Source organism: Plantibacter sp. AC185, assembly GCF_979258065.1.
The window spans coordinates 502622-525811 of sequence record NZ_OZ409831.1; the positions used below are offsets into that span (position 1 = coordinate 502622).

22 protein-coding genes, 1 tRNA gene and 1 other RNA gene are annotated in these 23190 nt (G+C 68.1%); 6 read left to right on the top strand and 18 right to left on the bottom strand.

The genetic code is table 11. The features are described 5' to 3' along the window. Position 1: 1 nt before the first annotated feature. Genes ACZZZB_RS02310 through otsA form a run of 4 tightly spaced genes read right to left on the bottom strand, consistent with a single transcriptional unit; the run spans position 2 to position 5947 of the window. Entirely contained in the window at positions 2-1807 is a 1806-nt protein-coding gene (locus ACZZZB_RS02310) for an acetolactate synthase large subunit (protein WP_085510581.1), read from the bottom strand. A gap of 42 nt (positions 1808-1849) precedes the next feature. Continuing rightward, the gene (gene ilvD / locus ACZZZB_RS02315) at positions 1850-3544 is read right to left on the bottom strand and encodes a dihydroxy-acid dehydratase (RefSeq protein ID WP_064296246.1); all 1695 of its coding nucleotides are present in this window, start codon (positions 3542-3544) and stop codon (positions 1850-1852) included. A 1-nt stretch (position 3545) separates the two neighbouring features. After that, complete coding sequence (gene otsB, locus ACZZZB_RS02320; RefSeq protein WP_079705605.1) at positions 3546-4367, bottom strand: trehalose-phosphatase; 822 nt, start codon at positions 4365-4367, stop codon at positions 3546-3548. Further along, positions 4364-5947 (bottom strand): alpha,alpha-trehalose-phosphate synthase (UDP-forming), encoded by a 1584-nt coding sequence (gene otsA, locus ACZZZB_RS02325; RefSeq protein ID WP_192005158.1) that lies wholly within the window; start codon positions 5945-5947, stop codon positions 4364-4366. The genes otsB and otsA overlap by 4 nt, the downstream gene beginning before the upstream one ends. A gap of 57 nt (positions 5948-6004) precedes the next feature. Between otsA and ACZZZB_RS02330 the strand changes: the two genes are divergently transcribed. The 3 genes from ACZZZB_RS02330 to ACZZZB_RS02340 all read left to right on the top strand — a co-directional run bounded on the left by ACZZZB_RS02330 (position 6005) and on the right by ACZZZB_RS02340 (position 7749). Continuing rightward, positions 6005-6838 carry a sugar phosphate isomerase/epimerase family protein gene (locus ACZZZB_RS02330; protein WP_249404752.1) on the top strand — a complete coding sequence of 278 codons (834 nt, stop codon included), beginning with the start codon at positions 6005-6007 and terminating at the stop codon, positions 6836-6838. Between the two features lie 4 nt (positions 6839-6842). Then, entirely contained in the window at positions 6843-7031 is a 189-nt protein-coding gene (locus ACZZZB_RS02335) for a hypothetical protein (protein ID WP_079705603.1), read from the top strand. A gap of 148 nt (positions 7032-7179) precedes the next feature. Beyond that, on the top strand, positions 7180-7749 hold the full coding sequence (locus tag ACZZZB_RS02340) for a hypothetical protein (protein WP_463528885.1): 570 nt from the start codon (positions 7180-7182) through the stop codon (positions 7747-7749). A 383-nt stretch (positions 7750-8132) separates the two neighbouring features. Here the strand turns inward: ACZZZB_RS02340 and ACZZZB_RS02345 are convergent. Beyond that, positions 8133-8208, bottom strand: a tRNA-Lys gene (locus ACZZZB_RS02345). A gap of 147 nt (positions 8209-8355) precedes the next feature. Here ACZZZB_RS02345 and ACZZZB_RS02350 point away from each other — a divergent pair. Both ACZZZB_RS02350 and ACZZZB_RS02355 read left to right on the top strand, forming a co-directional pair. Continuing rightward, on the top strand, positions 8356-9159 hold the full coding sequence (locus ACZZZB_RS02350; RefSeq protein ID WP_463528886.1) for an inositol monophosphatase family protein: 804 nt from the start codon (positions 8356-8358) through the stop codon (positions 9157-9159). Positions 9160-9222: 63 nt separating this feature from the next. Further along, positions 9223-10206: a DNA topoisomerase IB gene (locus tag ACZZZB_RS02355; protein ID WP_079706267.1), complete on the top strand. Its 984-nt coding sequence runs from the start codon at positions 9223-9225 to the stop codon at positions 10204-10206. On the opposite strand, the gene ACZZZB_RS02360 is transcribed toward ACZZZB_RS02355, so the two are convergent. The 12 genes from ACZZZB_RS02360 to prfB form a co-directional block, all read right to left on the bottom strand. Further along, positions 10203-10571 carry a DUF7882 family protein gene (locus ACZZZB_RS02360; RefSeq protein ID WP_124769053.1) on the bottom strand — a complete coding sequence of 123 codons (369 nt, stop codon included), beginning with the start codon at positions 10569-10571 and terminating at the stop codon, positions 10203-10205. The genes ACZZZB_RS02355 and ACZZZB_RS02360 overlap by 4 nt on opposite strands. Positions 10572-10586: 15 nt before the next feature. Further along, the gene (gene mnhG / locus ACZZZB_RS02365; protein ID WP_463528887.1) at positions 10587-10964 is read right to left on the bottom strand and encodes a monovalent cation/H(+) antiporter subunit G; all 378 of its coding nucleotides are present in this window, start codon (positions 10962-10964) and stop codon (positions 10587-10589) included. Continuing rightward, complete coding sequence (locus ACZZZB_RS02370; RefSeq protein WP_064296237.1) at positions 10961-11224, bottom strand: MrpF/PhaF family protein; 264 nt, start codon at positions 11222-11224, stop codon at positions 10961-10963. The genes mnhG and ACZZZB_RS02370 overlap by 4 nt, the downstream gene beginning before the upstream one ends. Then, entirely contained in the window at positions 11224-11793 is a 570-nt protein-coding gene (locus tag ACZZZB_RS02375) for a Na+/H+ antiporter subunit E (RefSeq protein ID WP_085510573.1), read from the bottom strand. The genes ACZZZB_RS02370 and ACZZZB_RS02375 overlap by 1 nt, the downstream gene beginning before the upstream one ends. Then, a complete protein-coding gene (locus tag ACZZZB_RS02380) occupies positions 11793-13361 on the bottom strand; it encodes a Na+/H+ antiporter subunit D (RefSeq protein ID WP_079705597.1) in 1569 nt (522 codons plus the stop codon). The genes ACZZZB_RS02375 and ACZZZB_RS02380 overlap by 1 nt, the downstream gene beginning before the upstream one ends. Next, the gene (locus ACZZZB_RS02385) at positions 13358-13837 is read right to left on the bottom strand and encodes an NADH-quinone oxidoreductase subunit K (RefSeq protein WP_079705596.1); all 480 of its coding nucleotides are present in this window, start codon (positions 13835-13837) and stop codon (positions 13358-13360) included. The genes ACZZZB_RS02380 and ACZZZB_RS02385 overlap by 4 nt, the downstream gene beginning before the upstream one ends. Beyond that, positions 13834-16764: a Na+/H+ antiporter subunit A gene (locus ACZZZB_RS02390; protein WP_463528888.1), complete on the bottom strand. Its 2931-nt coding sequence runs from the start codon at positions 16762-16764 to the stop codon at positions 13834-13836. Before ACZZZB_RS02390 ends, ACZZZB_RS02385 begins: the two co-directional genes overlap by 4 nt. A 137-nt stretch (positions 16765-16901) precedes the next feature. Further along, positions 16902-17270, bottom strand: a transfer-messenger RNA (tmRNA) gene (gene ssrA, locus ACZZZB_RS02395). Between the two features lie 137 nt (positions 17271-17407). Next, entirely contained in the window at positions 17408-17884 is a 477-nt protein-coding gene (smpB, locus tag ACZZZB_RS02400) for an SsrA-binding protein SmpB (protein WP_056007115.1), read from the bottom strand. A 111-nt stretch (positions 17885-17995) separates the two neighbouring features. Next, a complete protein-coding gene (gene ftsX / locus ACZZZB_RS02405) occupies positions 17996-18910 on the bottom strand; it encodes a permease-like cell division protein FtsX (RefSeq protein ID WP_064296231.1) in 915 nt (304 codons plus the stop codon). After that, on the bottom strand, positions 18907-20217 hold the full coding sequence (gene ftsE / locus ACZZZB_RS02410) for a cell division ATP-binding protein FtsE (RefSeq protein WP_463528889.1): 1311 nt from the start codon (positions 20215-20217) through the stop codon (positions 18907-18909). The genes ftsX and ftsE overlap by 4 nt, the downstream gene beginning before the upstream one ends. 99 nt (positions 20218-20316) lie before the next feature. After that, the gene (gene prfB, locus ACZZZB_RS02415; protein ID WP_079705593.1) at positions 20317-21426 is read right to left on the bottom strand and encodes a peptide chain release factor 2; all 1110 of its coding nucleotides are present in this window, start codon (positions 21424-21426) and stop codon (positions 20317-20319) included. A gap of 46 nt (positions 21427-21472) precedes the next feature. Here prfB and ACZZZB_RS02420 point away from each other — a divergent pair, with 46 nt between their 5' ends. After that, the gene (locus ACZZZB_RS02420) at positions 21473-22741 is read left to right on the top strand and encodes an MFS transporter (RefSeq protein WP_079705592.1); all 1269 of its coding nucleotides are present in this window, start codon (positions 21473-21475) and stop codon (positions 22739-22741) included. Between the two features lie 22 nt (positions 22742-22763). On the opposite strand, the gene ACZZZB_RS02425 is transcribed toward ACZZZB_RS02420, so the two are convergent. Continuing rightward, on the bottom strand, positions 22764-23168 hold the full coding sequence (locus ACZZZB_RS02425) for a hypothetical protein (RefSeq protein ID WP_175116080.1): 405 nt from the start codon (positions 23166-23168) through the stop codon (positions 22764-22766). Positions 23169-23190: the final 22 nt, after the last annotated feature.

Consider the following 23190-nt stretch of genomic DNA (forward strand, 5'->3'; position numbering starts at 1 on the left):
CTCAGGCCTCCTCATCGAACGACGGACTGTGGTCCTTGGCGTACTGGACGTAGCTGTTGCTGACGCCCTGCGGCACCATCGGCCACACCATCGCGTCGGCACTCACGACGAAGTCGATGACGACCGGACGGTCGTTCGTCTCCAGGGCGAGCTTGATGGCGGCGTCGACCTCCTCCTCCTTCGTCACGCGGATCGCGAGGCAACCGTAGGCCTCGGCCAGCTTGACGAAGTCGGGGATCCGGATGGTGTCGTGCCCGGTGTTCAGGTCGGTGTTCGAGTAGCGACCGTCGTAGAAGAGCGTCTGCCACTGGCGGACCATGCCCAGCGAGGAGTTGTTGATGATCGCGACCTTGATCGGGATGTTGTTGATCGTGCAGGTCGCGAGTTCCTGGTTGGTCATCTGGAAGCAGCCGTCGCCGTCGATCGCCCACACGTGGCGATCGGGCTGGGCCACCTTGGCGCCCATGGCCGCGGGGACCGAGTAGCCCATGGTCCCGGCACCGCCGGAGTTCAGCCAGGAGTTCGGACGCTCGTACTTGATGAACTGCGCCGCCCACATCTGGTGCTGGCCGACGCCCGACGCGAAGACGCCCTCCGGACCGGTGATCTCGCCGATGCGGGAGATCACGTGCTGCGGCGAGAGCAGACCGTCGGTCGGCTCGGCGTAGCCCAGCGGGAACTCCTCGCGGAGACCGTCGAGGTAGGACCACCACTCGGCGATGTCGGGGGTGACCTCGCGGGCGGCTGCCTCGAACGCCGACTGGAGGTCGACGATGACGTCCTTCGCGTCGCCCACGATGGGGACGTCCGCGATGCGGATCTTCGAGATCTCGGCCGGGTCGACGTCCACGTGGACGACCTTGGCGTTCGGCGCGAAGAGCGAGGCCTTGCCGGTCACGCGGTCGTCGAACCGGGCACCGAGCGACACGAGCAGGTCGGCCTCCTGCAGCGCGAGCACTGCCGGGACGGTGCCGTGCATGCCGGGCATGCCGAGGTGCTGCGTGTGCGAGTCGGGGAACGCCCCGCGAGCCATGAGCGTCGTCACGACCGGAGCCCCGGTCGCCTCGGCCAGCGCGAGCAGTTCCTCGGAGGCCTTGGAGCGGATCACGCCGCCGCCGACGTACAGCACCGGCTTCTTGGCGTTGACGAGCAGCTGCGCAGCGGCCTGGATCTGCTTGCCGTGCGCCTTCGTCACCGGGCGGTAGCCGGGCAGGTCGACCTTCGGCGGCCAGATGAACGGCGCTTCAGCCTGCTGGGCGTCCTTCGTGATGTCGACCAGCACCGGTCCGGGACGGCCGGTACCCGCGATCTCGTAGGCCGCGGCGATGGCCGCCGGGACCTCCTCCGGGGTCTTGACGAGGAAGGAGTGCTTCGTGATCGGCATGGTGATGCCGACGATGTCCGCCTCCTGGAACGCGTCAGTGCCCATGAGGGTCGAGAACACCTGACCGGTGATCGCGACCATCGGCACCGAGTCCATGTAGGCGTCGGCGATGGCGGTGACGAGGTTCGTCGCGCCGGGGCCGGACGTCGCGATGCACACGCCGATCCCGCCACCGGCCGCGGCGTATCCTTCGGCCGCGTGGCCGGCGCCCTGCTCGTGTCGGACCAGGATGTGGCGGAGCTTCGTCGAGTCCATCAGCGGGTCGTAGGTCGGCAGGATCGCTCCGCCGGGCAGACCGAAGATGTCGGTGACCCCGAGGAGCTCGAGCGATCGGACGATCGCCTGGGCTCCCGTCAGGATCTCCGGTGCGGCCGGGGCCGCAGGTGTTCTGGGATGAGGCACGGGTTGGGATTCCGTGGGCATGATGATTCCTTCAGCGATGAGATGCACGAACGAGATGCTCGGTTATCCCGTGATCGCGCCCTCCGCTGCGGAGTGCACGAGACGAGAGTACTTTGCGAGAACGCCACGGGTATAGCGCGGGGGAAGAGGCGCCCAGCCGTCGCGGCGGGCTTCCAGCTCTGCTTCGTCGACGAGTAGGTCGAGCGAGCGGCCAGCGATATCGACCCGTATCAGATCACCATCGCGCACGAAGGCGATTGGACCTGCGTCCACCGCTTCGGGTGCTATGTGGCCGATGCACAGTCCGGTTGTGCCGCCTGAGAATCGACCGTCCGTCAACAGTAGTACATCCTTGCCGAGTCCGGCGCCCTTGATGGCGGCCGTGATCGCGAGCATCTCGCGCATCCCCGGCCCACCCTTCGGGCCCTCGTAGCGGATGATGACGACGTCGCCCTTGTTGATCTTGCCCTCGGTGAGCGCGTCCATGGCTCCGCGTTCACGTTCGAAGACCCGCGCGGGTCCTTCGAAGACCTCGGCGTCGAATCCGGCCGTCTTCACGACGGCGCCCTCGGGCGCGAACGAGCCCTTGAGGATCGTGATGCCGCCGGTCGCGTGGATCGGGTTGTCGAGCGTGCGGATGACCGTGCCGTCGATCGGGTCGGGGTTGATGTCGGCGAGGTTCTCGGCGACCGTCTTGCCGGTGACCGTGAGGCAGTCGCCGTGCAGCAGACCGGCGTCGAGCAGCGCCTTCATGACGACGGGGACGCCGCCGTGACGGTCGACGTCGTTCATGACGTACTGGCCGAACGGCTTCAGGTCGCCGATGTGCGGCACCTTGTCGCCGATGCGGTTGAAGTCGTCGAGTGTGAGGTCGACCTCGGCCTCGCGGGCGATCGCGAGCAGGTGCAGGACCACGTTCGTCGATCCGCCGAATGCCATCGCGACGGCGATGGCGTTCTCGAACGCCTCCTTCGTCAGGATGTCGCGCGCGGTGATGCCGAGTCGGAGCATGTTGACCACGGCTTCGCCCGAGCGGTGCGCGAAGTAGTCGCGACGGCGGTCGGCCGAGGGCGGCGATGCCGAACCCGGGAGGCTCATGCCGAGCGCCTCGGCGACCGACGCCATCGTGTTGGCCGTGTACATCCCGCCGCAGGCACCCTCGCCCGGGGCGATGGCGCACTCGATGCGCTTCAGGTCCTCTTCGCTCATGTTGCCGGCCTTGCAGGCCCCGACCGCCTCGAAGGAGTCGATGATCGTGACCTCCTTCTCGGTGCCGTCGGAGAGCTTGACCCAACCCGGCGCGATCGATCCGGCGTAGAGGAAGACCGAGGAGAGGTCGAGCCGCGCGGCGGCCATGAGCATGCCCGGGAGCGACTTGTCGCAGCCGGCGAGCAGGACCGTGCCGTCGAGGCGCTCGGCCATGACCACGGTCTCGACACTGTCGGCGATGACCTCGCGCGAGACGAGCGAGAAGTGCATGCCCTCGTGGCCCATGGAGATGCCGTCGGAGACGGAGATGGTGCCGAACTGCAGCGGGTATCCCCCACCCGAGTGCACGCCCTCCTTGGCACCCTGTGCGAGGCGGTCGAGCGAGAGGTTGCAGGGCGTGATCTCGTTCCACGAGCTCGCGATGCCGATCTGGGGCTTGTCCCAGTCCTCGTCGCCCATGCCGACGGCGCGGAGCATGCCGCGCGAGGTGGTCGCCTCGATCCCGTCGGTGACGGCACGACTGCGTGGTTTGATGTCGATCTCTGGCATTTTAAGAGTCTACGGCTTCCTTGTTGCTTCGATATTCCGCGAGCATGCCGAGGACGCGCGCGATCTCGGAGGGTCCTTCGACCCTGAAGTCGGCGGCGGTCACGCCGGTGCCACTCTTCACCCCGAGGTCGCCGGGGCCGAGTGCGCCGAACGCGTCCTCGTCCGTGACGTCGTCGCCCGCGTAGAACACGGCATCTGCTTTGGTGTACCGCCGGAGGTGTTCGACGGCTTCGCCCTTGGTCGCGCTCCTGAGCGAGAACTCGAGGACGTTCTTGCCCTCTCGAACCGTCAGGGCGCCGAACTCGTCCTTGGTGTGGGCGAGTGCTTCGAGGTGGGCGATCCTGGAGTCTTCTTCACTGGCGAGCCTCGTGTGCAGGGCGAACCCTGCCGGCTTCCGCTCGATCCAGACATTATCGTAACCCTCCGCGACGTCCTGGAGGATCCGTTGGAGGGTCTCCCGCTGTTCGCGTTCCTCATCGTCGAGGGCGAGGGCGTCGTCGGGGTTGTCGAGGCGGATCTCGACGCCGTGCGAGCCGGCGAACAGCGCGTGATCGGGCAGCTCGGCCACCGCCACGAGACTGTCGATCGCGCGCCCGGACACGAGTGCGACGCGCGTCCCTGGCAGGTCCATCAGCGCCAACACGGCCTTGCGAGCCGCGGGCAGCGCGCGCGCCTGGTCCGGGTCGTCGACCTCGGGTGCCAGCGTGCCGTCGAAGTCCAGGGCCACCAGGAGCTTCGGGACGTCGGCCAGGCGGCGGAGTTCCGCACGCAGTCCGAGGGGAAGCCCCCCGAGGGTGTCGGTGGGCTCGTCGGTGGTGCTCATGACTGGGTGGTGCTCCCCTGCTCGATGGTCGGTGACTGGTCACGCACACGCTGCAACTCGTCGAGGAAGGACGCCGACCACCGCGCGACGTCGTACTCCATGACGCGCTTGCGCAGCGCCCGCATGCGACGACCACGCTCGGCCTTCGTCATGTGCACGGCCTGGAGGATCGCCGACTTCATCCCCTCGATGTCGTGCGGGTTGATCTTGAGTGCCTGCTTCAGCTCGTCGGACGCGCCGGCGAACTCGCTCAGCACGAGGACGCCGTCGTTGTCGTAGCGAGCGGCGACGTACTCCTTCGCGACGAGGTTCATGCCGTCGCGCAGGGCTGTGACGAGCATGACGTCGGCGGCGAGGTAGAGGGCAGCCATCTCCTCGCGGGGGTACCCGTGGTGCAGGTACTGGATCGCGGTGTGGCCGATGGTGCCGAAGTCGCCGTTGATCCGGCCGACCGTCTGCTCGATGTCGTCGCGGAGCTGACGGTACGTCTCGACGCGTTCGCGGCTGGGGCTGGCGACCTGGACGAGCGTGACGTCCTCGACCGCGAGCTTGCCCTGTGCGAGGAGCTCTCCGAAGGCCTTGAGTCGGTGCCCGATGCCCTTCGTGTAGTCGAGGCGGTCGACGCCGAGCATGATCGTCTCCGGGTTGCCGAGCTCCTCGCGGATCTGCTTGGCACGGGCGATGATGTCGGGGCGTTGCGCGAGGGCCTGGTACCCCTTGCTGTCGATCGAGATCGGGAAGTGCCGGGCGATCACCGTGCGGTACGGGGCGCCGCGCTTCGAGGCGACCGGTGCCGCGTCCGTCGTGACCGACACGAGTGCCGCATCGAGCGGGACCTGGATCGCGGCTCCCTTCGTCTCGTACCCGAACAGGCGGCGGACCGCCCGGGAGAAGTTACCCGCGTCCGCGACGCGCTGGAAGCCGATGACGTCGGCGCCGAGCAGTCCCTCGATGATCTGGCGTCGCCATGGGAGCTGCGAGTAGATGCCGTAGGCCGGGAACGGGATGTGGTTGAAGAAGCCGATCGTGAGATCGGGTCGCAGCTCACGCAGGATCTTCGGCACGAGCTGCAGCTGGTAGTCCTGCACCCAGACGGTCCCGCCGTCGGACGCGGCCGCTGCGGCCGCCTCCGCGAACCGTCGGTTCACGGCGACGTAGGAGTCCCACCACTCGCGGTGGTAGCTCGGCGGAGCGATGACGTCGTGGTAGAGCGGCCAGATGGTGTCGTTCGAGAAACCCTCGTAGTAGCGGGCGATCTCGTCCTCGGACAGCGGGACCGGGATGATCCACATGTCGTCGTTGTCGAACGGCTCGATCTCGAGGTCGGCGGAGCCGGCCCATCCGATCCAGGCGCCGTCGGCACCGCGCATGACGGGTTCGAGGGCGGTCACGAGTCCACCGGGCGAGGTCCGCCAGCTCTCGGCGCCGTCTGCATCGACGACGCGGTCGACCGGCAGCCGGTTGGATACCACGATGAAGTCGAAGGTCGACGCTGATCCGCCGTCAGGCGCGGAATATCTGGTGATGATGGCCCTCCCGGGGTACTCGGGTTCGCTGTTCAGGCTAGCAGCGTTCCGCATGGCGAAACCGCGTGTTCAGACGGCGAGCATATGCTTGCGCTGATGATCCGCCATGGCATGAGCACCTCCTGCGTCTACCCGCTGGGAACCCGGCGCGCGTTCGAATTGGCCGCCGAAGCCGGCTACGACGGCGTCGAGGTGATGGTGACCCAGGACCGCCTCACGCAGGACGCCGACGCCCTCCGCGCCCTCGCCGCCGAGACCGGGCTCGACATCCTCTCGATCCACGCGCCGGTCCTGACCCGGACCGCGTTCGTCTGGGGCCGCGACCATCGGGAGAAGCTCCGCCGCTCGGCCGAGCTCGCCGCCGCCGTCGGCGCGTCGACCGTCGTCGTCCACCCGCCGTTCCGCTGGCAGCGGCGCTACGCGCACGCCTTCGTCGACCTCGTCGCCGAGCTGAGCGAGACGCACGGACTCGAGCTGGCCGTCGAGAACATGGCGTGCTTCCAGAGCCGCGGGCTCCGGGTGCAGCCGTTCGCCTTCGGCTACGACCCGGCCCCGCTCGCCTGCGCCGCCCTGACGCTCGACTTCTCCCATGCGGCCCTCGCGGGTGAGGACTCGCTCGAGATCGCGACCCGCTACGGCGGCCGCCTCCGCCACGTGCACCTGTGCGACGGGACCGCACCGTCGCCGCGGGGTGCCTTCCTCGACGAGCACCTCCTCCCGGGCGACGGTGAGCAGCCGGTCGCCGAGGTCCTCGAGCTGCTGCGCGCGGCGGACTGGTCGGGAAGCATCGTCGCGGAGGTGCACCTGCCCGCGACCGGCGGCGACGCGCTCCGCCTCAGCCAGCTGCGCGCCTCACTGGCCTTCGCGAAGCGTGCATTCGCTAGCACAGGCGAGAACCCGAAGGAAAGCCCGGATGCGGGGGGCCTCCCCTACCGGCTAGCGTGAAGTCATGCGCAAATTCCTCTTCAACGGCAGCATGATCTCCACGGTCTTCGGCGGGATCTCCGCCCTCCAGGCGACCCGACAGGGACCGCGGGACTGGAAGCTCGCCCTCCTCTGGGTGAGCTGGGGCATCTCGCTCGCCCTCGCGATCAGCTCGGTGCTCGACGACAGCAAGCAGGCTGAGATCGGCCGCTGAGGTCGCGCCGACCGCGCTACCACGGGCGCCCGGAGAACCCGAGAATTGGGGCACTCACCCGCGTGTCTCCGCGTCGTTCCGCGCCTCGTGATCGACAATGAAGGGAGTCCAGCCTCACGGATGATCCGCTTTCGATGAAGGGCCCGCCATGTTCGGTCGCCGACGCCACGCAGCACCAGTCTCCGCATCGAAGCTGACCGAGAAGCAGCTGTTCGACCTCGTCCACGCTCGACTGGCGAGCGAGCTCGGCGCCAACGGTGCCTGGGTGCTGTCGCGCCGCACCCCGAGCTCCGGCGATGAGATCTTCCACGAGGTCTATGCCCAGCAGCTCGCCCACGACATCGCGACGGACATCGACCTCGAGCAGGCTGCGGTGACGGTCCGTGCCGAGGCCGCTCCGGCGCGCGGATGGCGGTTGTGGTCTCGTGGCCAGGAAGAAGCCGCGGTCGATGTCGCCGACGAGGTCGAGACCGTCGAGGTCATCGAGCCGGCCGTCGTCGAGGAACCTGCCGCCGTCACCGAGACGATCGACGCGCCGTCCGAGGCGCAGACCGATGACGACCACCCCGATGCCGCGGCTGACGACACTGAGCCGACGCTCGTCGAGCGAACCCTCCTCGAGCCGCAGCACTACCCCATCACCGTCTGGGCCGAACCCGAGTTCATCGACGCGAGCCTCGTCAACCCGGTGCCGGCGCGCCGCAGCTCGGTCGCCTGACCGGCCACGCACGTCGAGAACGGCCGTCCACTCCGGTGGGCGGCCGTTTCGTCGTACCGGGCCGTTGAGCGGGCATGACGCCTCATCGAACCCGAATCGATGAGGCGTCACGGCGCTGGTGGGCACGAATGCCCGACCGTCGCTCTGCTCCGCACGGTGGGGTGACCACGCGGAGGCTTTCGTCGGCAAGGGCAGGACCCGATCCCGCCATGCTGCCGACCCTTCCAGGGTCTCATGCCCGCGCTCTACTCGGTTCCGATGACGCGAATCGGACGGGAGCTGTCGCGAAACGTCACCGGAGCGTTTCGTCGGGCCGTAAGCCCGAACGCGAGTCGAGCCGAAACGCAGAACGGCCCCGTCCGAAGACGAGGCCGTTGCTGGTGTGGTGCACCCCCCCGGACTTGAACCGGGAACCCACTGATTAAGAGTCAGTTGCTCTGCCAATTGAGCTAGAGGTGCGTGGTTTCGGAGTGTTCCGAACCGAGATATGACACTAGCACCCAACTGGCCCGGGTGCGAAATCGAGCCGGTCGGCGTGTCGCGGCGGCACGTCGCCGACCCCACGAGCGTCGTTCGATCCGGCCCGCGCGACCCTATCCTGGAGAGGTGACCGAACCCGTGACCGTCTCCCCCGCCGACCTCGATCTCGCGCTCCGGCTCGCCGACGCGGCCGACCGCATCGCGATGGACCGCTTCGAGGCCCGAGACCTCGAGGTCTCCACCAAGCCGGACCGCTCGCACGTCACCGACGCCGACCTCGCCGTCGAACGCTCCATCCGCGGCATCCTCGAGACCGAGCGCCCGGACGACGGCGTGTTCGGCGAGGAGTACGGCGCGCAGGGCCCGACGGATCGGCAGTGGATCATCGACCCGATCGACGGGACGGCGAACTTCCTCCGCGGCGTCTCGAACTGGGCGACACTCATCTCCCTCGCCGTCGACGGCGTACCTGTCGTCGGCGTCGTGAGCGCACCCGCCATGCACGCCCGCTGGTGGGGTGCCATCGGACACGGCGCGTGGGGCGTCCGGTTCGGCGAGACCACCCCACGCCGGCTGTCCGTCTCGGGGGTCTCCGACCTCGCCGACGCGTCCTTCAGCTTCCAGAGCATCGCGCAGTGGGCCTCGGTCGGGCGGATCCCCCAGCTGCTGGCCCTGTGCGGCTCCCTGTGGCGCGATCGGGCCATCGGTGACATGTGGCCCTACATGCTGCTCGCCGAGGGCTCGATCGACGCCGTGGCCGAATTCGGCGTGCAGGAGTACGACCTGGGCGCCCACGTGCCGATCGTCCTCGAGGCCGGCGGTCGCTTCACGGACATCGACGGCATCGAGACCATCTCCACGCGGAGCTCCCTCGCGACGAACGGGCGCCTGCACGACGCCTTCCTCGCCGAGCTGCCACCCGTCGGCTGACACGAGCGCACGGCACGGCGCAAGCCCGCCGAGCGGTATCCGACCGCGTCGTAGCCTGGGCGGATGGTACGACTGAGGCGCAGCGACGTGAACGGACAGGGCATCCGACGGGTTCGATCCGGGCGCGGTTTCAGTTATCGAATGCCGGACGGTTCGCTCCTCGACGATCAGGAGATCCGGGCACGGATCGACGGCTTGGTGGTCCCTCCGGCGTGGAACGACGTCTGGATCACCCCCTACGCGAACGGGCACATCCAGGCGACGGGGATCGATGCAGCCGGGCGACGGCAGTACCTCTACCACCCGTCGTGGCGCGAGCGTCAGGACCGGAGCAAGTTCGACCGCGCCCTGGCCCTCGCAGAGGCGCTCCCTGCCGCGCGAGGTCGGGTCACCCGGGACCTCCGGCTCGAGGGATACCCGCTGGCACGGGTGTCAGCCGGCGCGTTCCGCATGCTCGACACCGGCTCCCTGCGCGTGGGCGGCGAGCAGTATGCGGAGGCCAACGGCAGTCACGGCCTGTCGACCCTCGAGGGAGCGCACGCTCGTGTGAGCGGCGACACCGTCGCGCTGAAGTTCCCGGCGAAGAGCGGACAGCCCTGGGAGTCCGACATCGTCGACGCCGACCTGGCCTCGCTCATCCGCTCCTTGAAGCGCCGTGGACCGCACGCCCGCCTCCTGGCCTGGAAGGACGGGAACCGGTGGCGCCACCTCCAGGCGAGCCAGATCAACGACTACGTCCGGGCGCAGACGAACGGCGAGTTCACCGCGAAGGACTTCCGGACGCTGCACGGCACCGTCGCGGCCGCGGAGAGCCTGGCGAAGGCCGGACCCGTGCAGAGTAAGACGGCACGCTCGAAGGTCATCGCACAGGCCATGCGCGACGCCGCAGCGGTCCTCGGCAACACCCCGGCGATCGCGAAGTCCAGCTACGTCGACCCGCGGGTCGTCGATCGCTATACGCACGGCGAGACGATCCCTCCGGACGGTCGCGGCTCACCGGAGACGGCGCTCCGCGTCCTGCTCGTGGGGACGGACGAATCGTCCTAGCCGTGGTCCTGGTCGTGGGACTCGGTGCCCGCGTCGCGCGACGCCCCGTTCCCCGCGAGGTGCCCCTCGACCTCGGACTCCGGGATGAGCTGTAGCCCTCGCGGGGTGTGCGATGAATCCGAGAGGACCTCGAGCCACGCGCGGTTGAGTTCCGGCGGGCGGCTCCCGAAGAAGCGGAACTGCAGCGGGATGCTCGGGGACAACCAGAGCGACCGTCGTCCCGAACCGTGTTCGGGATCGTTCGCCCAGCTGAGGAAGAAACTCTCCTGTCGGCGCAGCTTCGCCCCGATGACGGCCTTCAGGTGCGCGAGCGCGCGGTCTTCGATCTCGTACTCGTCGCCGGACCCGTAGATGAGCATTCCCATGGGGACATTGTGCCGCTATTCGGGCGTGTGGCCGGGATGTCGTTCCTCGCCGAGTTCTTCGCGTCCCGCGAGCTCGTCGCGGACGAGGACGGCCGCGTCGAAGTTGCCGCTCCGGTACGCCGCCCGGGCGACCATGTGCGCGGAGATCGGCGCGGTGAGGCTCTGGAACACGATGATCGCGATCGCGATCGTGATCGTCCCGACCGTCGGGCTCGAGACGGCGACGTCCGCCATGATCGCGATGAGCCCGAGGATCTGCGGCTTGGTCGCCGCGTGCAGGCGGGACAACACGTCGGGGAAGCGCAGGAGGCCGACGCCGGCGGCGAAGCACATGATCGCCCCGACGAGCACGAGGGCACCGGTGACGATGTCGCGGATCAGATCGCCGGTCATGCGTCGTCCTGCTTCGACATGAAGCGCGCGACGCTGACCGAGCCGACGATCGCGAACATCGCGAGCGCCAGGAGGACCGGCAGGCCGTCCGTGTGACGGTTGATCGCCATCTCGGCCCCGATCGCGCACATGACGGTGGCGACGAGCACGTCGGAGGCGATCACGCGGTCGAGGAGGCTCGGCCCGCGGATGATCCGGTAGACCGCTGCGAGGGCCGCGGCACCGAACAGCACGGAGACGATGATGATCACGACGAGCATCACTGCCCCCTTCCGATCGAGACGTGGTCATGGTCGTGGCGGAGGGCGTCGGCCTCGGCGCGCGAACCGATCGCGAGGATGAGCCGTCGCTCCGTTCCGAGGACTTCGGCGACGACCTCGTCGATGTCGGCGTCGTCATGCACGTTCAACGCGTGCAGGTAGAGCGTCGACGCCGTGCGGTCGAGGTCGACCACGATCGAGCCGGGGACGATCGAGACCGCCTCCGCCGTCCAGCTCATGATGAGGTCGGAGGTCGTCCGCAGACGGACCGCGATCACCGCGTTACTGGAACGGAACCTCGGCTTGAGGACGAGCCACGCGATCTCCGCACTCGCCCGCACGATGTCGACGAGGAGCTTGCCCAGGAAGATCGCGGTCCGCCAGAGGTTGATGCGGCCGCTCAGCTCGACGGCCGGCAGGTAGAACAGGAACGACACCAGCAACGCGACCCCGAGGCCGGTCACGAGGGTGAGCAGGTCGAACATCCCCCAGAGGAGACACCAGAGCAGGATGAGTCCGGCCAGGAGGAGGGCCTGGCTGAACAGGGCGCGACGACGTGACGGTTGCATTACTTCAGGTGCTCCGTTCCGTCGGGGAAGACCGCGGTGATGTAGTTGTCCGGGTCCTCGATGTTCTCAGCGGCCCGTGTGGCCAGTCCGAAGAGCGGCCCCGCGAAGACCGTCAGGGCGAGGGTCAACGCGACCATGCCGGTCGTGGCACCGATCATCGGGCGCGAGATGGTCTTGGTGTCGACCGACCCCGAGTCCTCGGGGCTCTCCGCGAGCTGGTCGAGCAACGGCGAGGAGTATCCGGCGACCTCGTCCTTCCCACGCCAGAAGCCCATGTTCCACACGCGCGCGAGGGCGTACAGGGTCAGGAGCGAGGTCGCGGCTCCGGCGGCGATGAGGATGTACGACAGCGGGTCACCCAGGGCGACACCCGCCTGGAACAGCCCGATCTTGCCGAGGAAGCCCGAGAACGGCGGGATGCCGCCGAGGTTCATCGCTCCGATGAAGAACAGCACGCCGACGATCGGCGAGGCCTTCAGGATCCCGCCGAGGCGGGAGATGGAGGTCGTCCCGCCGATCCGCTCGACGAGACCGGTGGTGAGGAACAGCGTGGTCTGGACGACGATGTGGTGGACGATGTAGTAGATCGTCGCGGCGGTACCGGCGACCCCGCCGACGGCGATGCCGAAGATCATGTAGCCGATATGGCTCACGAGAGTGAACGACAACAGTCGTTTGATGTCGGCCTGGGCGACCGCGCCGAAGATGCCGATGAGCAGGGTCAGGAAGGCGATGACCATCAACGGTGTCGCCAGCGGCACGTCCTTGAAGATGAGCGTGTCGGTCCGGATGATCGCGTACACACCGACCTTCGTCAGCAGGCCGGCGAAGACCGCCGTGACCGGCGCCGGCGCGGTCGGGTAGGAGTCGGGCAGCCAGAACGACAGCGGGAACACCGCCGCCTTCACCGCGAACCCGAGCAGCAGTGCGGCGCAGAGGATCGCCTGCACCTCCATCGGCAGGTCGCGCACGCGGTCCGCCACGAGGGCGATCGTCACCGTGCCCGTCGCGCCGTAGATGAGGGCGATCGCGGCGACGAAGAGCAGCGACGACATGAGGCTGATGACGATGTAGGTGACGCCGGCGCGGATCCGTGCTCCGGTGCCGCCCAGGGTGAGGAGCACGTAGCTGGAGGCGAGGAGCATCTCGAAGCCGACGTACATGTTGAAGAGGTCGCCCGCGACGAAGGCGTCGAACAGCCCGGCCGCCAGGACCAGGTAGGTCGGGTGGAAGATCGACACCGGCGTCTCGCGGTCGCCGTCGACGATGCCCTGACCGATGGCGAAGATGAGGACGCCCAGCAGCATCAGGGCCGCGACGAGCAGCATGATCGCCGACAGCCGGTCGACGACGAGCACGATGCCCCACGGCGGGGACCAGCCGCCCAGCTCCACGACGATCGTGCCGCTCTGGTCGACTGCCGCGAGCAGGATCGCGCTGATCACGGTCACCGCGGTGAGCGCGACGACGCTGATCGCCACCTGCGTCTTGCGGCGGTTGCGGAACATGAGCGCGATCGCCGAGCCGATCAGCGGGATCATGACCACGAGCGGGACGAGTGCGTTCATTCGCCTGCCCCCTTCCTGGTCGTGTGACTGTCGTCGCCGTGCTCGTTGCTCTCGTCGAGGACCCGTTGGATGGCCTCGTCGTCCAGGTCGACCTGGTTGAAGACCGCCTCCGTCGCCGCCTCGGTGTCGTCGGCGTGCTCATCGCTGAGGGTGTCACCCTCGTCGCCGAGCTGTGCCAACCACCAGGTCCGGTAGATGAGCGCCAAGATGAAGGCGGTCACACCGAAGTTGATGACGATGGCCGTGAGCATGAGCACCTGCGGCACCGGATCGACCATGCGGTCGTCGGAGGCGGTGCCCGTGACGAGCGGTGCGGTGCCGCTCGGGCCGCTCATGATCAGGATGAGGAGGTTCGTCGCGTTGCCGACGAGCACGAACCCGATGAGGAACCTGGTGAGGCTCCGCTCGAGCATGACGTACACCCCGGTGCCGTACATGACGGCCATCAGGACGACGAGGGTCAGTGAGGCGCTCATTGCTCGGCCTCACTCGCCGAGAACTCGTCCGTACTCTGCTCGTCGATGTCGGCTTCCTCCTGTTGACGGTCGACTTCGGCCCCGAGGCTGCGCAGGATGTCGAGCGCCAGTCCGACGACGACGAGGTAGACGCCGATGTCGAAGATGCTGGACGTGCCGAACGAGAGGTGTCCGAGGATCGGGACGTCGGCCGAGAAGTACGCGGACTGGAGCGCCTCACCGCCGAAGAACAGGGAACCGACGGCCGTCCCCACAGCGAGCAGCAGTCCGACGCCGAGCACCTTGCCCGCATCGATCGGCACGGCTTCGCCGAGCTCGTAGCGTCCGCCGGCGAGATACCGCATCACAAGCGCGAGGCCGGCGAGCAGACCGCCGGCGAAGCCACCGCCCGGCTCGTTGTGGCCGACGAAGAGCAGGAAGACGGAGACGACGATCGCCGGGTGGAAGAGGAGCCGCACGAGGACCTCGAGGAGGATCGAACGGTTCGCCTCGGCGATCGCCCGGCCACCGATGAGCCATGAGTGCCGCCCCACCGCGTCGCGAGGTGCCTCCATCTCGCTGTCCGCGAGGTGGGGGTCCGACACGACCTGGGATCGGAGGCCCGGGATCCGTCGACGCCGCGCACCGCTGAGGCGCGGGACCTCGGCGCCACGCTGTGAGACGAAGAGCAGGCTCGCGATACCGGTGGCCACCACGACGAGCACCGAGATCTCGCCCATGGTGTCCCAGGCCCGGATGTCGACGAGCATGACGTTGACGATGTTCTTGCCGTGGCCCTCCTCGACGGCGAGCCTGGGCAGCTCGGTCGCGATGCTCTCGGCTTGTCGGGCGCCCAGGGCGATGATCCCGATGAGCCCCATGACCAGGCCGGTCAACGTCCCGATGACGACCCGACGGACGCGGTGGACCGGGGCGTTGCGCTGGGCGATCTTGGCCGGGAGTCGGCGGAGCACGAGGACGAACACCACGATCGTGATCGTCTCGACGAGGGCCTGGGTCAGCGCGAGGTCGGGAGCACCGTGCAGGGCGAACAGTGCGACGAGCCCGAAGCCGGTGACGCCGACGAGCAGCACGGCGGCCATGCGCTGCTTCGCCCGGGCGGCCGCGATCGCCGCGGTCGCCATGATGAAGGCGATGGCCACCTGCGCGGGGTAGTCCCACAGCCGGATCTCACTCGGCCAGGTGCGCCCGAGGAGGGCGATCGTGCCGAGGGTCAGGACGAAGACCACGAGGATGGTGGACAGGTACTGGACGAGCCCGCCGCGCTGGGCGAACAGGGTGACCTTCGCGGAGAGCCGGTCGATGCCCTGGGTCGCCGCCCAGTACCCCTTCGAGGAGTCGATGAGGGGTGGCAGGCGGTCCTGCAGACGCGCGACCGGGAGCCTCCAGCGGAAGAGCAGCAGACCGAGCAGCACGACGACGGCCGAGATGCCGAGCGCCGGCTCGAGGCCGTGCCAGAGCGCGAGGTGGTAGTCGCCCTCCCCCACGGAGTCCGCGTAGGGCGCGAGCACCGTGTCGATGGGCTTCGTCGCGAAGCCGAGAGCGATGGTCGCGACGGCGAGGATGCCCGGCGCGATCATGATCGTTCCGGATTCGGCATGCAGTTCGGTCGGCGCGGCGCCGCGCCGGTCTCCGAAGGCGCCCCAGAGGAACCGGGCGCTGTATGCGACGGTCAGCACGGACCCGACGGCGGTCCCGACGATCGCGATCCAACCCCACACGTCGCCCTCGAGCGCGCCCTCCAGCAGCGAGGTGAAGACGGCCTCCTTCGTGACGAACCCGAAGAGCGGTGGGATGCCGGCCATCGACGCGACCGCGATCGCCGCGATGACGGCGAGCACCGGCGTCTGACGCCCGAGACCGGAGAGATGCCTCCAGTCACGCGTCCCAGCGCGGTGGTCGATGATGCCGACGACGAGGAAGAGCGCCGCCTTGTAGATGGCGTGGGCGAGCAGGAGCGCGACGGCGGCCAGGGCCGAATCGCGGGTGCCGTACCCCGAGATGACCATCAGGAATCCGAGCTGGCTCACCGTCCCGTAGGCCAGGACCAGCTTGAGGTCGTACTGACGCAGGGACCGCCAAGCACCGGCGACCATGGTGAGGACGCCCAGGCCGACGAGCATCGCGTCCCAGCCCGGGGTGTCGGCGTAGCCGGGTGCGAGCCTCGCGACGAGGTAGATCCCTGCCTTCACCATCGCCGCAGCGTGGAGGTATGCGCTCACGGGCGTCGGTGCGGCCATCGCGGCCGGCAGCCAGAAGTGGAACGGGACGAGCGCCGACTTCGAGATCGCGCCGACGAGGATGAGGAGGATGGCGACGGTGGTCGCGGGGCCGGTCAGGCCCTGTTCGACGATCGAGGCGAGCGAGGTGCTCTGCGCCTGCACGGAGATCATGATGACGCCCACGAGCATGACGAGCCCGCCGAAGGTCGTCACCAGGAGCGCCTGGAGCGCGGCACCGCGGCTCTCCTTGCGATCGGTGTAGTGCCCGATGAGCAGGTAGGAGAGCACACTCGTGATCTCCCAGAACATGAACATGACGATGATGTCGTCGGCGGTCACGAGACCGAACATCGTGCCGGCGAAGGCGAAGAGGAGCGCGGCGAAGCGACCGAGGCCGGGCTCGGTCGAGGAGAAGTAGCGGCCGCAGTAGAGCAATACGAGAGCACCGACGCCGGTGACCACGAGGGACAGCAGCCAGGCGAGCGTGTCCATCCGGAACGAGAGCGCAATGCTCAGTTGCGGGATCCACTCGATCGTCTCGACGACCGTGCCGCCGGCCGTGACCGTGCCGGTTTGGAAGAGCGTCCAGACGAATGCCGCCGCGGGCATACACGCGATGACGTAGAAGACCTTCGTCGACAGCACTCGAGTGAGTGTGGGCGTGGCGACGGCGATCGCAGCAAAAACAAGCAGGATTGTCGCCATGCAGGTCTCCCGGGTGGTGGCGGCCTCTGGACTCCCAGGTTAGCAGCCCGTCGGTACCCCTCCGACCCCAGGAACGACGACAGGCCCCCGCCGAAGCGGGGGCCTGTCGTCGACTCGGCAGCGTGTGACAACGTCCGGAGTGGAGATGGGGGGAATTGAACCCCCGTCCACTGCTGTGATTCTGCGCCTTCTACGGGCGTATCCCTTAATGCGTTCTACTCGGCCCCGACCATTGACAAGGGCATCTTGGTCGACGGGCCCAGCCGAAGAAAAGTCCCGGATGACGTCGCGGCTCCGTCATCCAGCAAGTCCCCTAGATGACGCCAGGATCCGAGACGGGGACACGCTCGGTCTGACGGACTATCGGGCTCGCTTAAGCAGCGAGGGCGAAGTCAGTGCGCTTAGAGTTGGCACTTGTTGTTTTGCAGAGATCGTTAACGAGATAACCCTGCATCCTCGACCCGCTTCTCGCAGTTTCGCAGGCAATGTCGAAACCGATCATCCCCATGGACTCAGCGCCTCGGAGTACGAGGCGAAGAGGGCCGTTGTCACACGCTGTCGAATTGTCAATCCACCGCGAGCGGTGGACGAGCACCTTGCGGTGCAGCTTTCAAGTGTACCGCGCCGAGGTGGCGCCTGTCACCTATTCGCCGAGACGGTTCCTGGTGGCCATCGCACGCGCGGCCTCACGGGTGTCCTGCTTCTCGCGCAGCGCATGCCGCTTGTCGTATTCCTTCTTGCCCTTCGCCACGGCGATCTCCACCTTGGCCTTGCCGTCCTTGAAGTAGATCTTCAACGGCACGAGGGTGAAACCACCGGGGGCGATCTTGTGGGCGATCTTGTCGATCTGCTCGCGGTGCAGCAGCAGCTTGCGCTTGCGCCGCGGCGGGTGGTTCGTCCACGTGCCCTGGCCGTACTCGGGGATGTGTACCGCGTCGAGCCACGCCTCACGGCGGTCGATGAAGGCGTACCCGTCGACGAGCGACGCCCGCCCGGCTCGCAGCGACTTCACCTCGGTACCCGTCAAGACCATGCCGGCCTCGTAGGTGTCCTCGATCGTGTAGTCGTGGCGGGCCTTGCGGTTCGTGGCCACGACGTTCTCGCCCCGTTCCCTCGGCACGGTGTACTCCTGACGTTCTGGTTCGGATCCATCGGAACGGACCGGCCGCGATCGCGGCAGCCTGTCAGTCTAACGCAGAGCGAGCGGCGCGGTGGCCGCACTGCCTCCCCGCTAGACCTTGAGGTACCGCGAGATCGCGAAGTTGGCCGAGATCGCCGCCAACAGCACGCCGACGAGCAGCAGGATCGGGAGGACCACGAAGGCGTCACCGAGATCGACGAAGTTGACGTACCGCATGCGGTCCGCCAGGTATCCCTGGACGAACACCTGGACGATGGTGATCACCGCCCCGGCCGCGAGGATGGAGCCGATGAGCGCGGCGAACACACCCTCGAGGATGAACGGTGTCTGGATGAACCGGTTCGATGCACCGACCAATCGCATGATGCCGAGTTCCCGGCGTCTCGAATAAGCCGACAATCGGATGGTCGTAGCGATCAGCAGGGCTGCGGCGACCAGCATGAGTGCCGCGATCCCGATCGCCGTGTAACTGGCGATGTTCAGGACCGAGAAGATCTGGTCGAGGTACTGGCGTTGATCCGTCACCTGCTCCACGCCCGCGACGCCGGAGAACGCCTCGACGAGCACGTCGGACTGCGAGGCGTCCTTCATGTTCACCCAGAAGGTCTCGGGCAGCTGGTCCGCCGTGACGAACTGTGCGATGTCGTTGCCCTTGAACTGCTCTTGGAAGTTCGTGAACGCCTGCGCCTGGTCCTCGAAGTAGAACTTGTCCACGAAGGGCGCAAGGGTCGACGACTCCAGGGCGCTCTGGACGGCGGCGCGCTGCTCCTCGGTCGCGGCGCCGGCGGCGCAGGTGTCGCCCGCACTGTCGGCGGTGCAGAGGTAGATCGCGACCTGTGCGCGGTCGTACCAGTAGTTCTTCATCTGGCCGATCTGCATCTGCAGCAGGACGGCCGTACCGACGAAGGTGAGCGAGATGAACGTCACGAGCACGACGGAGACGACCATCGAGACGTTGCGACGCAGGCCGTTCCAGACCTCGGACCAGATCAGAGCGAGTCTCACTTGGTCGGCCCCACGTTCTGCTCTCCGTCTTCAGTGCCGCGCGCCGCGGCACGCAGGCCGAGTCGCTCGGCGAGCGACAGGTGTTCGACCTCGATGGGGTCGATCTCGTTGCGTGCCGGGAGCCCGATGGGGCCCGTGGCGTTGCTCAGGCGTTGTGGAGGCGCGACCTCCGGGACCGCGGCCGCCGGTGGTACGGCGGGCTCCGCTTCCGGCGTCGTCGGCTCGGCCTCGGGCGCTTCCGGTGTCGATTCCTCGGCTCGGGTCGCCGGCGTCTCAGGCTCGGCGACGGGAGCCGCGGCCGATTCCTGGATCGGCGTCGAGCCGGACACCCGGGTGACGACCTCGTCGGTGTCGGCCCGCGGCGTGGTCTCGCGCGAGACCGCGGCGGGCGCGGTCGGTGCGGCTGGAGCGGTCGGCGTGGCCGCGGTTGCGGCGACCGCGGCTGCGGCCACGGCACTCGTCGTGGGCTCGGAGCTGGCAGCGACGGAGGAGGTCGTGGTCTTCACCGGAACCGACGAGGTCTCGACGGCGGGTGCGACCGGGGTCGAGGCCGTAGCGGGAGCTGTCTGTGCCGACGGGGCGGCAGCCTTGGAGGATCCTCTGACGAGACCCGGGATGGCCGCGGTCGTGCCGTATCCACCGTGGCGTTCGTCACGGACGATCTGGCCGTCCTGCAGCTCGATCACCCGACGCTGCATCTGGTCGACGAAGCCGGCCTCGTGCGTGGCCATGACGACCGTCGTCCCACCGGCGTTGATGCGCTCCAGCAACTGCATGATGCCGGCGCTGGTGGCGGGGTCGAGGTTACCGGTCGGTTCGTCGGCGAGCAGGATCTGCGGCTTGTTGACGATCGCGCGGGCGATGGCGACGCGCTGCTGCTCACCACCGGACAGCTCGTGCGGCAGGCGCTGCGCCTTGCCGTCGAGTCCCACCATCGTGAGGACGTCGGGGACGGCCTCCTGGACGAAGCCGCGCGACTTGCCGATCACCTGGAGGGTGAAGGCGACGTTCTGGTAGACCGTCTTGCTCGGCAGCAGTCGGAAGTCCTGGAACACGACCCCGAGGCTGCGCCGGAAGTACGGCACCTTGCGGTTCGAGATGGAACCGAGGTCGTGGCCGAGCACATGGATCTTGCCCTTGCTCGGCTTGTCCTCCTTGAGCATCAGGCGGAGGCAGCTCGACTTCCCCGACCCCGAGGCACCGACGAGGAAGATGAACTCTCCCCGCAGGATCTCGAAATCGACGTCGTTGAGCGCGGGACGCGAGGTTCCCGGATACTTCTTGGAGATGTGATCAAACCGAATCATGGCTCCTTGAGCTTAAGGAGCGACCTGCCGATTACGGGCAGGACACGCCCGCGATCCGTACCCTGTACGAGGGCTGGGCGAACACTATGCCGCGCTGCGCTACTCCGGCTTCGACATCGACCGCCAGCGGATGCCCGCGGCGATGAACCCGTCGAGATCGCCGTCGAACACCGCTGCGGGGTTCCCCTGCTCGTGCTCCGTGCGCAGGTCCTTGACCATCTGGTACGGCGCGAGCACGTAGGAGCGCATCTGGTCGCCCCAGCTCGCCGTGATGGTGCCGGCCAGCTCCTTCTTCGTCGCGGCCTCCTGCTCCTTCTGGATGAGGAGGAGTCGCGACTGGAGCACGCGCATGGCCGCGGCGCGGTTCTGGATCTGGCTCTTCTCGTTCTGCATCGAGACGACCGTGCCGGTCGGCAGGTGGGTGATGCGAACGGCGGAGTCGGTGGTGTTGACCGACTGCCCGCCAGGGCCGCTGGACCGGAAGACGTCGACACGGATGTCCGACTCGGGGATCTCGACGATCTCCGTCTCCTCCATGAGCGGGATGACCTCGACGGCGGCGAAGCTCGTCTGTCGCTTGCCGGCGGCACCGAAGGGGCTCATGCGCACCAGGCGGTGCGTGCCCGCCTCGACGCTCAGCGTGCCGAAGGCGTACGGTGCGTCGACCTCGAAGGTGGCCGACTTGATGCCGGCCTCCTCCGCGTAGCTCGTGTCCATGACGGTGACCGGGTACTTGTGCTGCTCGGCCCACCGCAGGTACATGCGGAACAGCATGTCGGCGAAGTCGGCGGCGTCCACACCGCCGGCACCGGCGCGGATGGTGACGACGGCGGGGCGCGGGTCGTACTCGCCGCTCAGCAGCGTCTGCACCTCGAGGTCGCCGAGCACCTTCTGCAGGCTGATGAGCTCCTGGCGGGCCTCTTCGGCCGACTCCTCGTCCTGGGCGTCGGTCGCGAGTTCGATGAGCACCTCGAGGTCGTCGAGCCGGTTCGCGATGCTGGTGATGCGGGCGAGCTCGGACTGACGGTGGCTGAGGGCGCTCGTCACCTTCTGCGCGTTCGTCGTGTCGTCCCAGAGATCCTGGGCACCCGCCTGCTCGCTCAGCGTCGCGATCTCGGCTTCGAGACGGTCGACGTCGACGACGGTGCGGATGTCGTCGAAGGTCGAGCGGAGGGTACTGATCTGTGTGGAGAGGTCCAAGTCAAACATTTGGCTTCAGCCTACCGCGCAGGGCCGCGGGCGTACGATCGAGAGGATGACTTCCGACGAACGCCCGTTCCAGCTGCGCTCCGTGGCCGTCTCGGTCTTCCTCCCCACACTGTTGTTCTCGATCGGTGAAGGCGCCATCATCCCGATCATCCCGGCCGTCGCCGGGAACCTGGGGGCGACGCTCGCCGTCGCCGGCGTCATCTCCTCGCTCATCATGCTCGGCGAACTCGTCGGCGACGTCCCGTCAGGGTGGATCGTCAGTCGGATCGGCGAACGCTTCGCGATGATGTGGGCGGCGCTGCTCGCGGTCGTCGGGGTCGCGACGGCTGCCATCTCCCCCAATCCGTTCGTCCTCGCCGTGGGCATCTTCTGCATCGGGCTCGCGACCGCCGTGTTCGGTCTGGCACGGCACGCGTTCATGACGACGTACGTACCGATGCGGTACCGGGCGAGGGCGCTCTCCTCGCTCGGCGGCGTCTTCCGCGCCGGCACGTTCATCGGCCCGTTCCTCGCGGCGGGCGTCATCCACCTCACCGGGACGTCGCAGGCGGCGTTCTGGGTGATGGTCATCTGCTGCGCCGGGTCGGCGATCACCCTGCTCGTCCTCCCCGACCCGGCGGAGATGTTCGGTCGACCGCCGTCGACGCGCACCGCCGACGGCGAGGAGCGGACCGAGGGAGAAGAGCTCGCGTCCGAGGAGTCGAGTGGCCTCATCGCTTCGATCCGAGCCCACGGCGCGGTCCTCACCAGGATGGGGACGACCGCCGCACTCGTCGGCGCCCTGCGCTCGTGTCGGGCGGTCCTGCTCCCCCTGTGGGCCGTGAGCATCGGCGTCTCGGAGACGGACACGGCGCTCATCATCGGCGTCGTCGGCGCGGTGGAGTTCGCCCTCTTCTACGCCAGCGGTCAGGTGATGGACCGCTGGGGGCGGATCTGGACCGCCGTCCCGTCGATGATCGGGCTGGGCTCCGGGTTCATCGTCCTGGCCTTCACGCACGACCTCGATGAAGCGCGGGTCTGGTTCATCGCTGTCGCCCTCGTGCTGGCACTCTCCAACGGCCTCGGTAGCGGCATCCTCATGACCCTCGGCTCCGACCTCGCGCCACCGGACCGACCCGCGCCGTTCCTCGGCGCCTATCGCTTCCTGGGCGACGCGGGCACCGCCGCAGCTCCCCTGGCGATGTCCGGGATCACCGCGGCTGCGTCGATCTCCCTCGCCGCTGGCACCATCGGCGGTGTCGGGCTCATCGGAGCGTTCCTCCTCTTCCGGTTCATACCCCGCTTCATCGACCGCGGCACGCGCCCGTTCCCCTGATCGTCGGGGGGCCCGTCCGCCGTCACCAGAAGACACTGCGCGCACTCGCGGTCGCCTCGATCCGGAGGCCCTGCGGGACGAACAGCGTCAGCATTGGTGGCCGCCAATCCGACGCCAGCGAGACCTCCGCACTCCGGCCGTCTGGGGTCCGCGCCGCGACGATCTCGACGCCGGTGAGCGCACCCGCACCGCCGGTGATGAGGTCGTCGCGCGCACTCGAACGGACCGAGTCGTCATCGAGGACAGGTCGGAAGGTCCCGTCGGGCTGGATCGTGACGTCGTCGATGGAGAAGGACTCCGCGGCGGTCGCGGCCAGGCGGTCGGCGAGGTCGAGGAGCCGCTTGTGCTCCACGTACAAGGATGTGGCGGCGCTCCCGACGAGGACCACGGCGAGCGCCACGACGGCGAATCCGATCGTCAGGAGCATGGTGGACCCGTCCTCCTCGCCG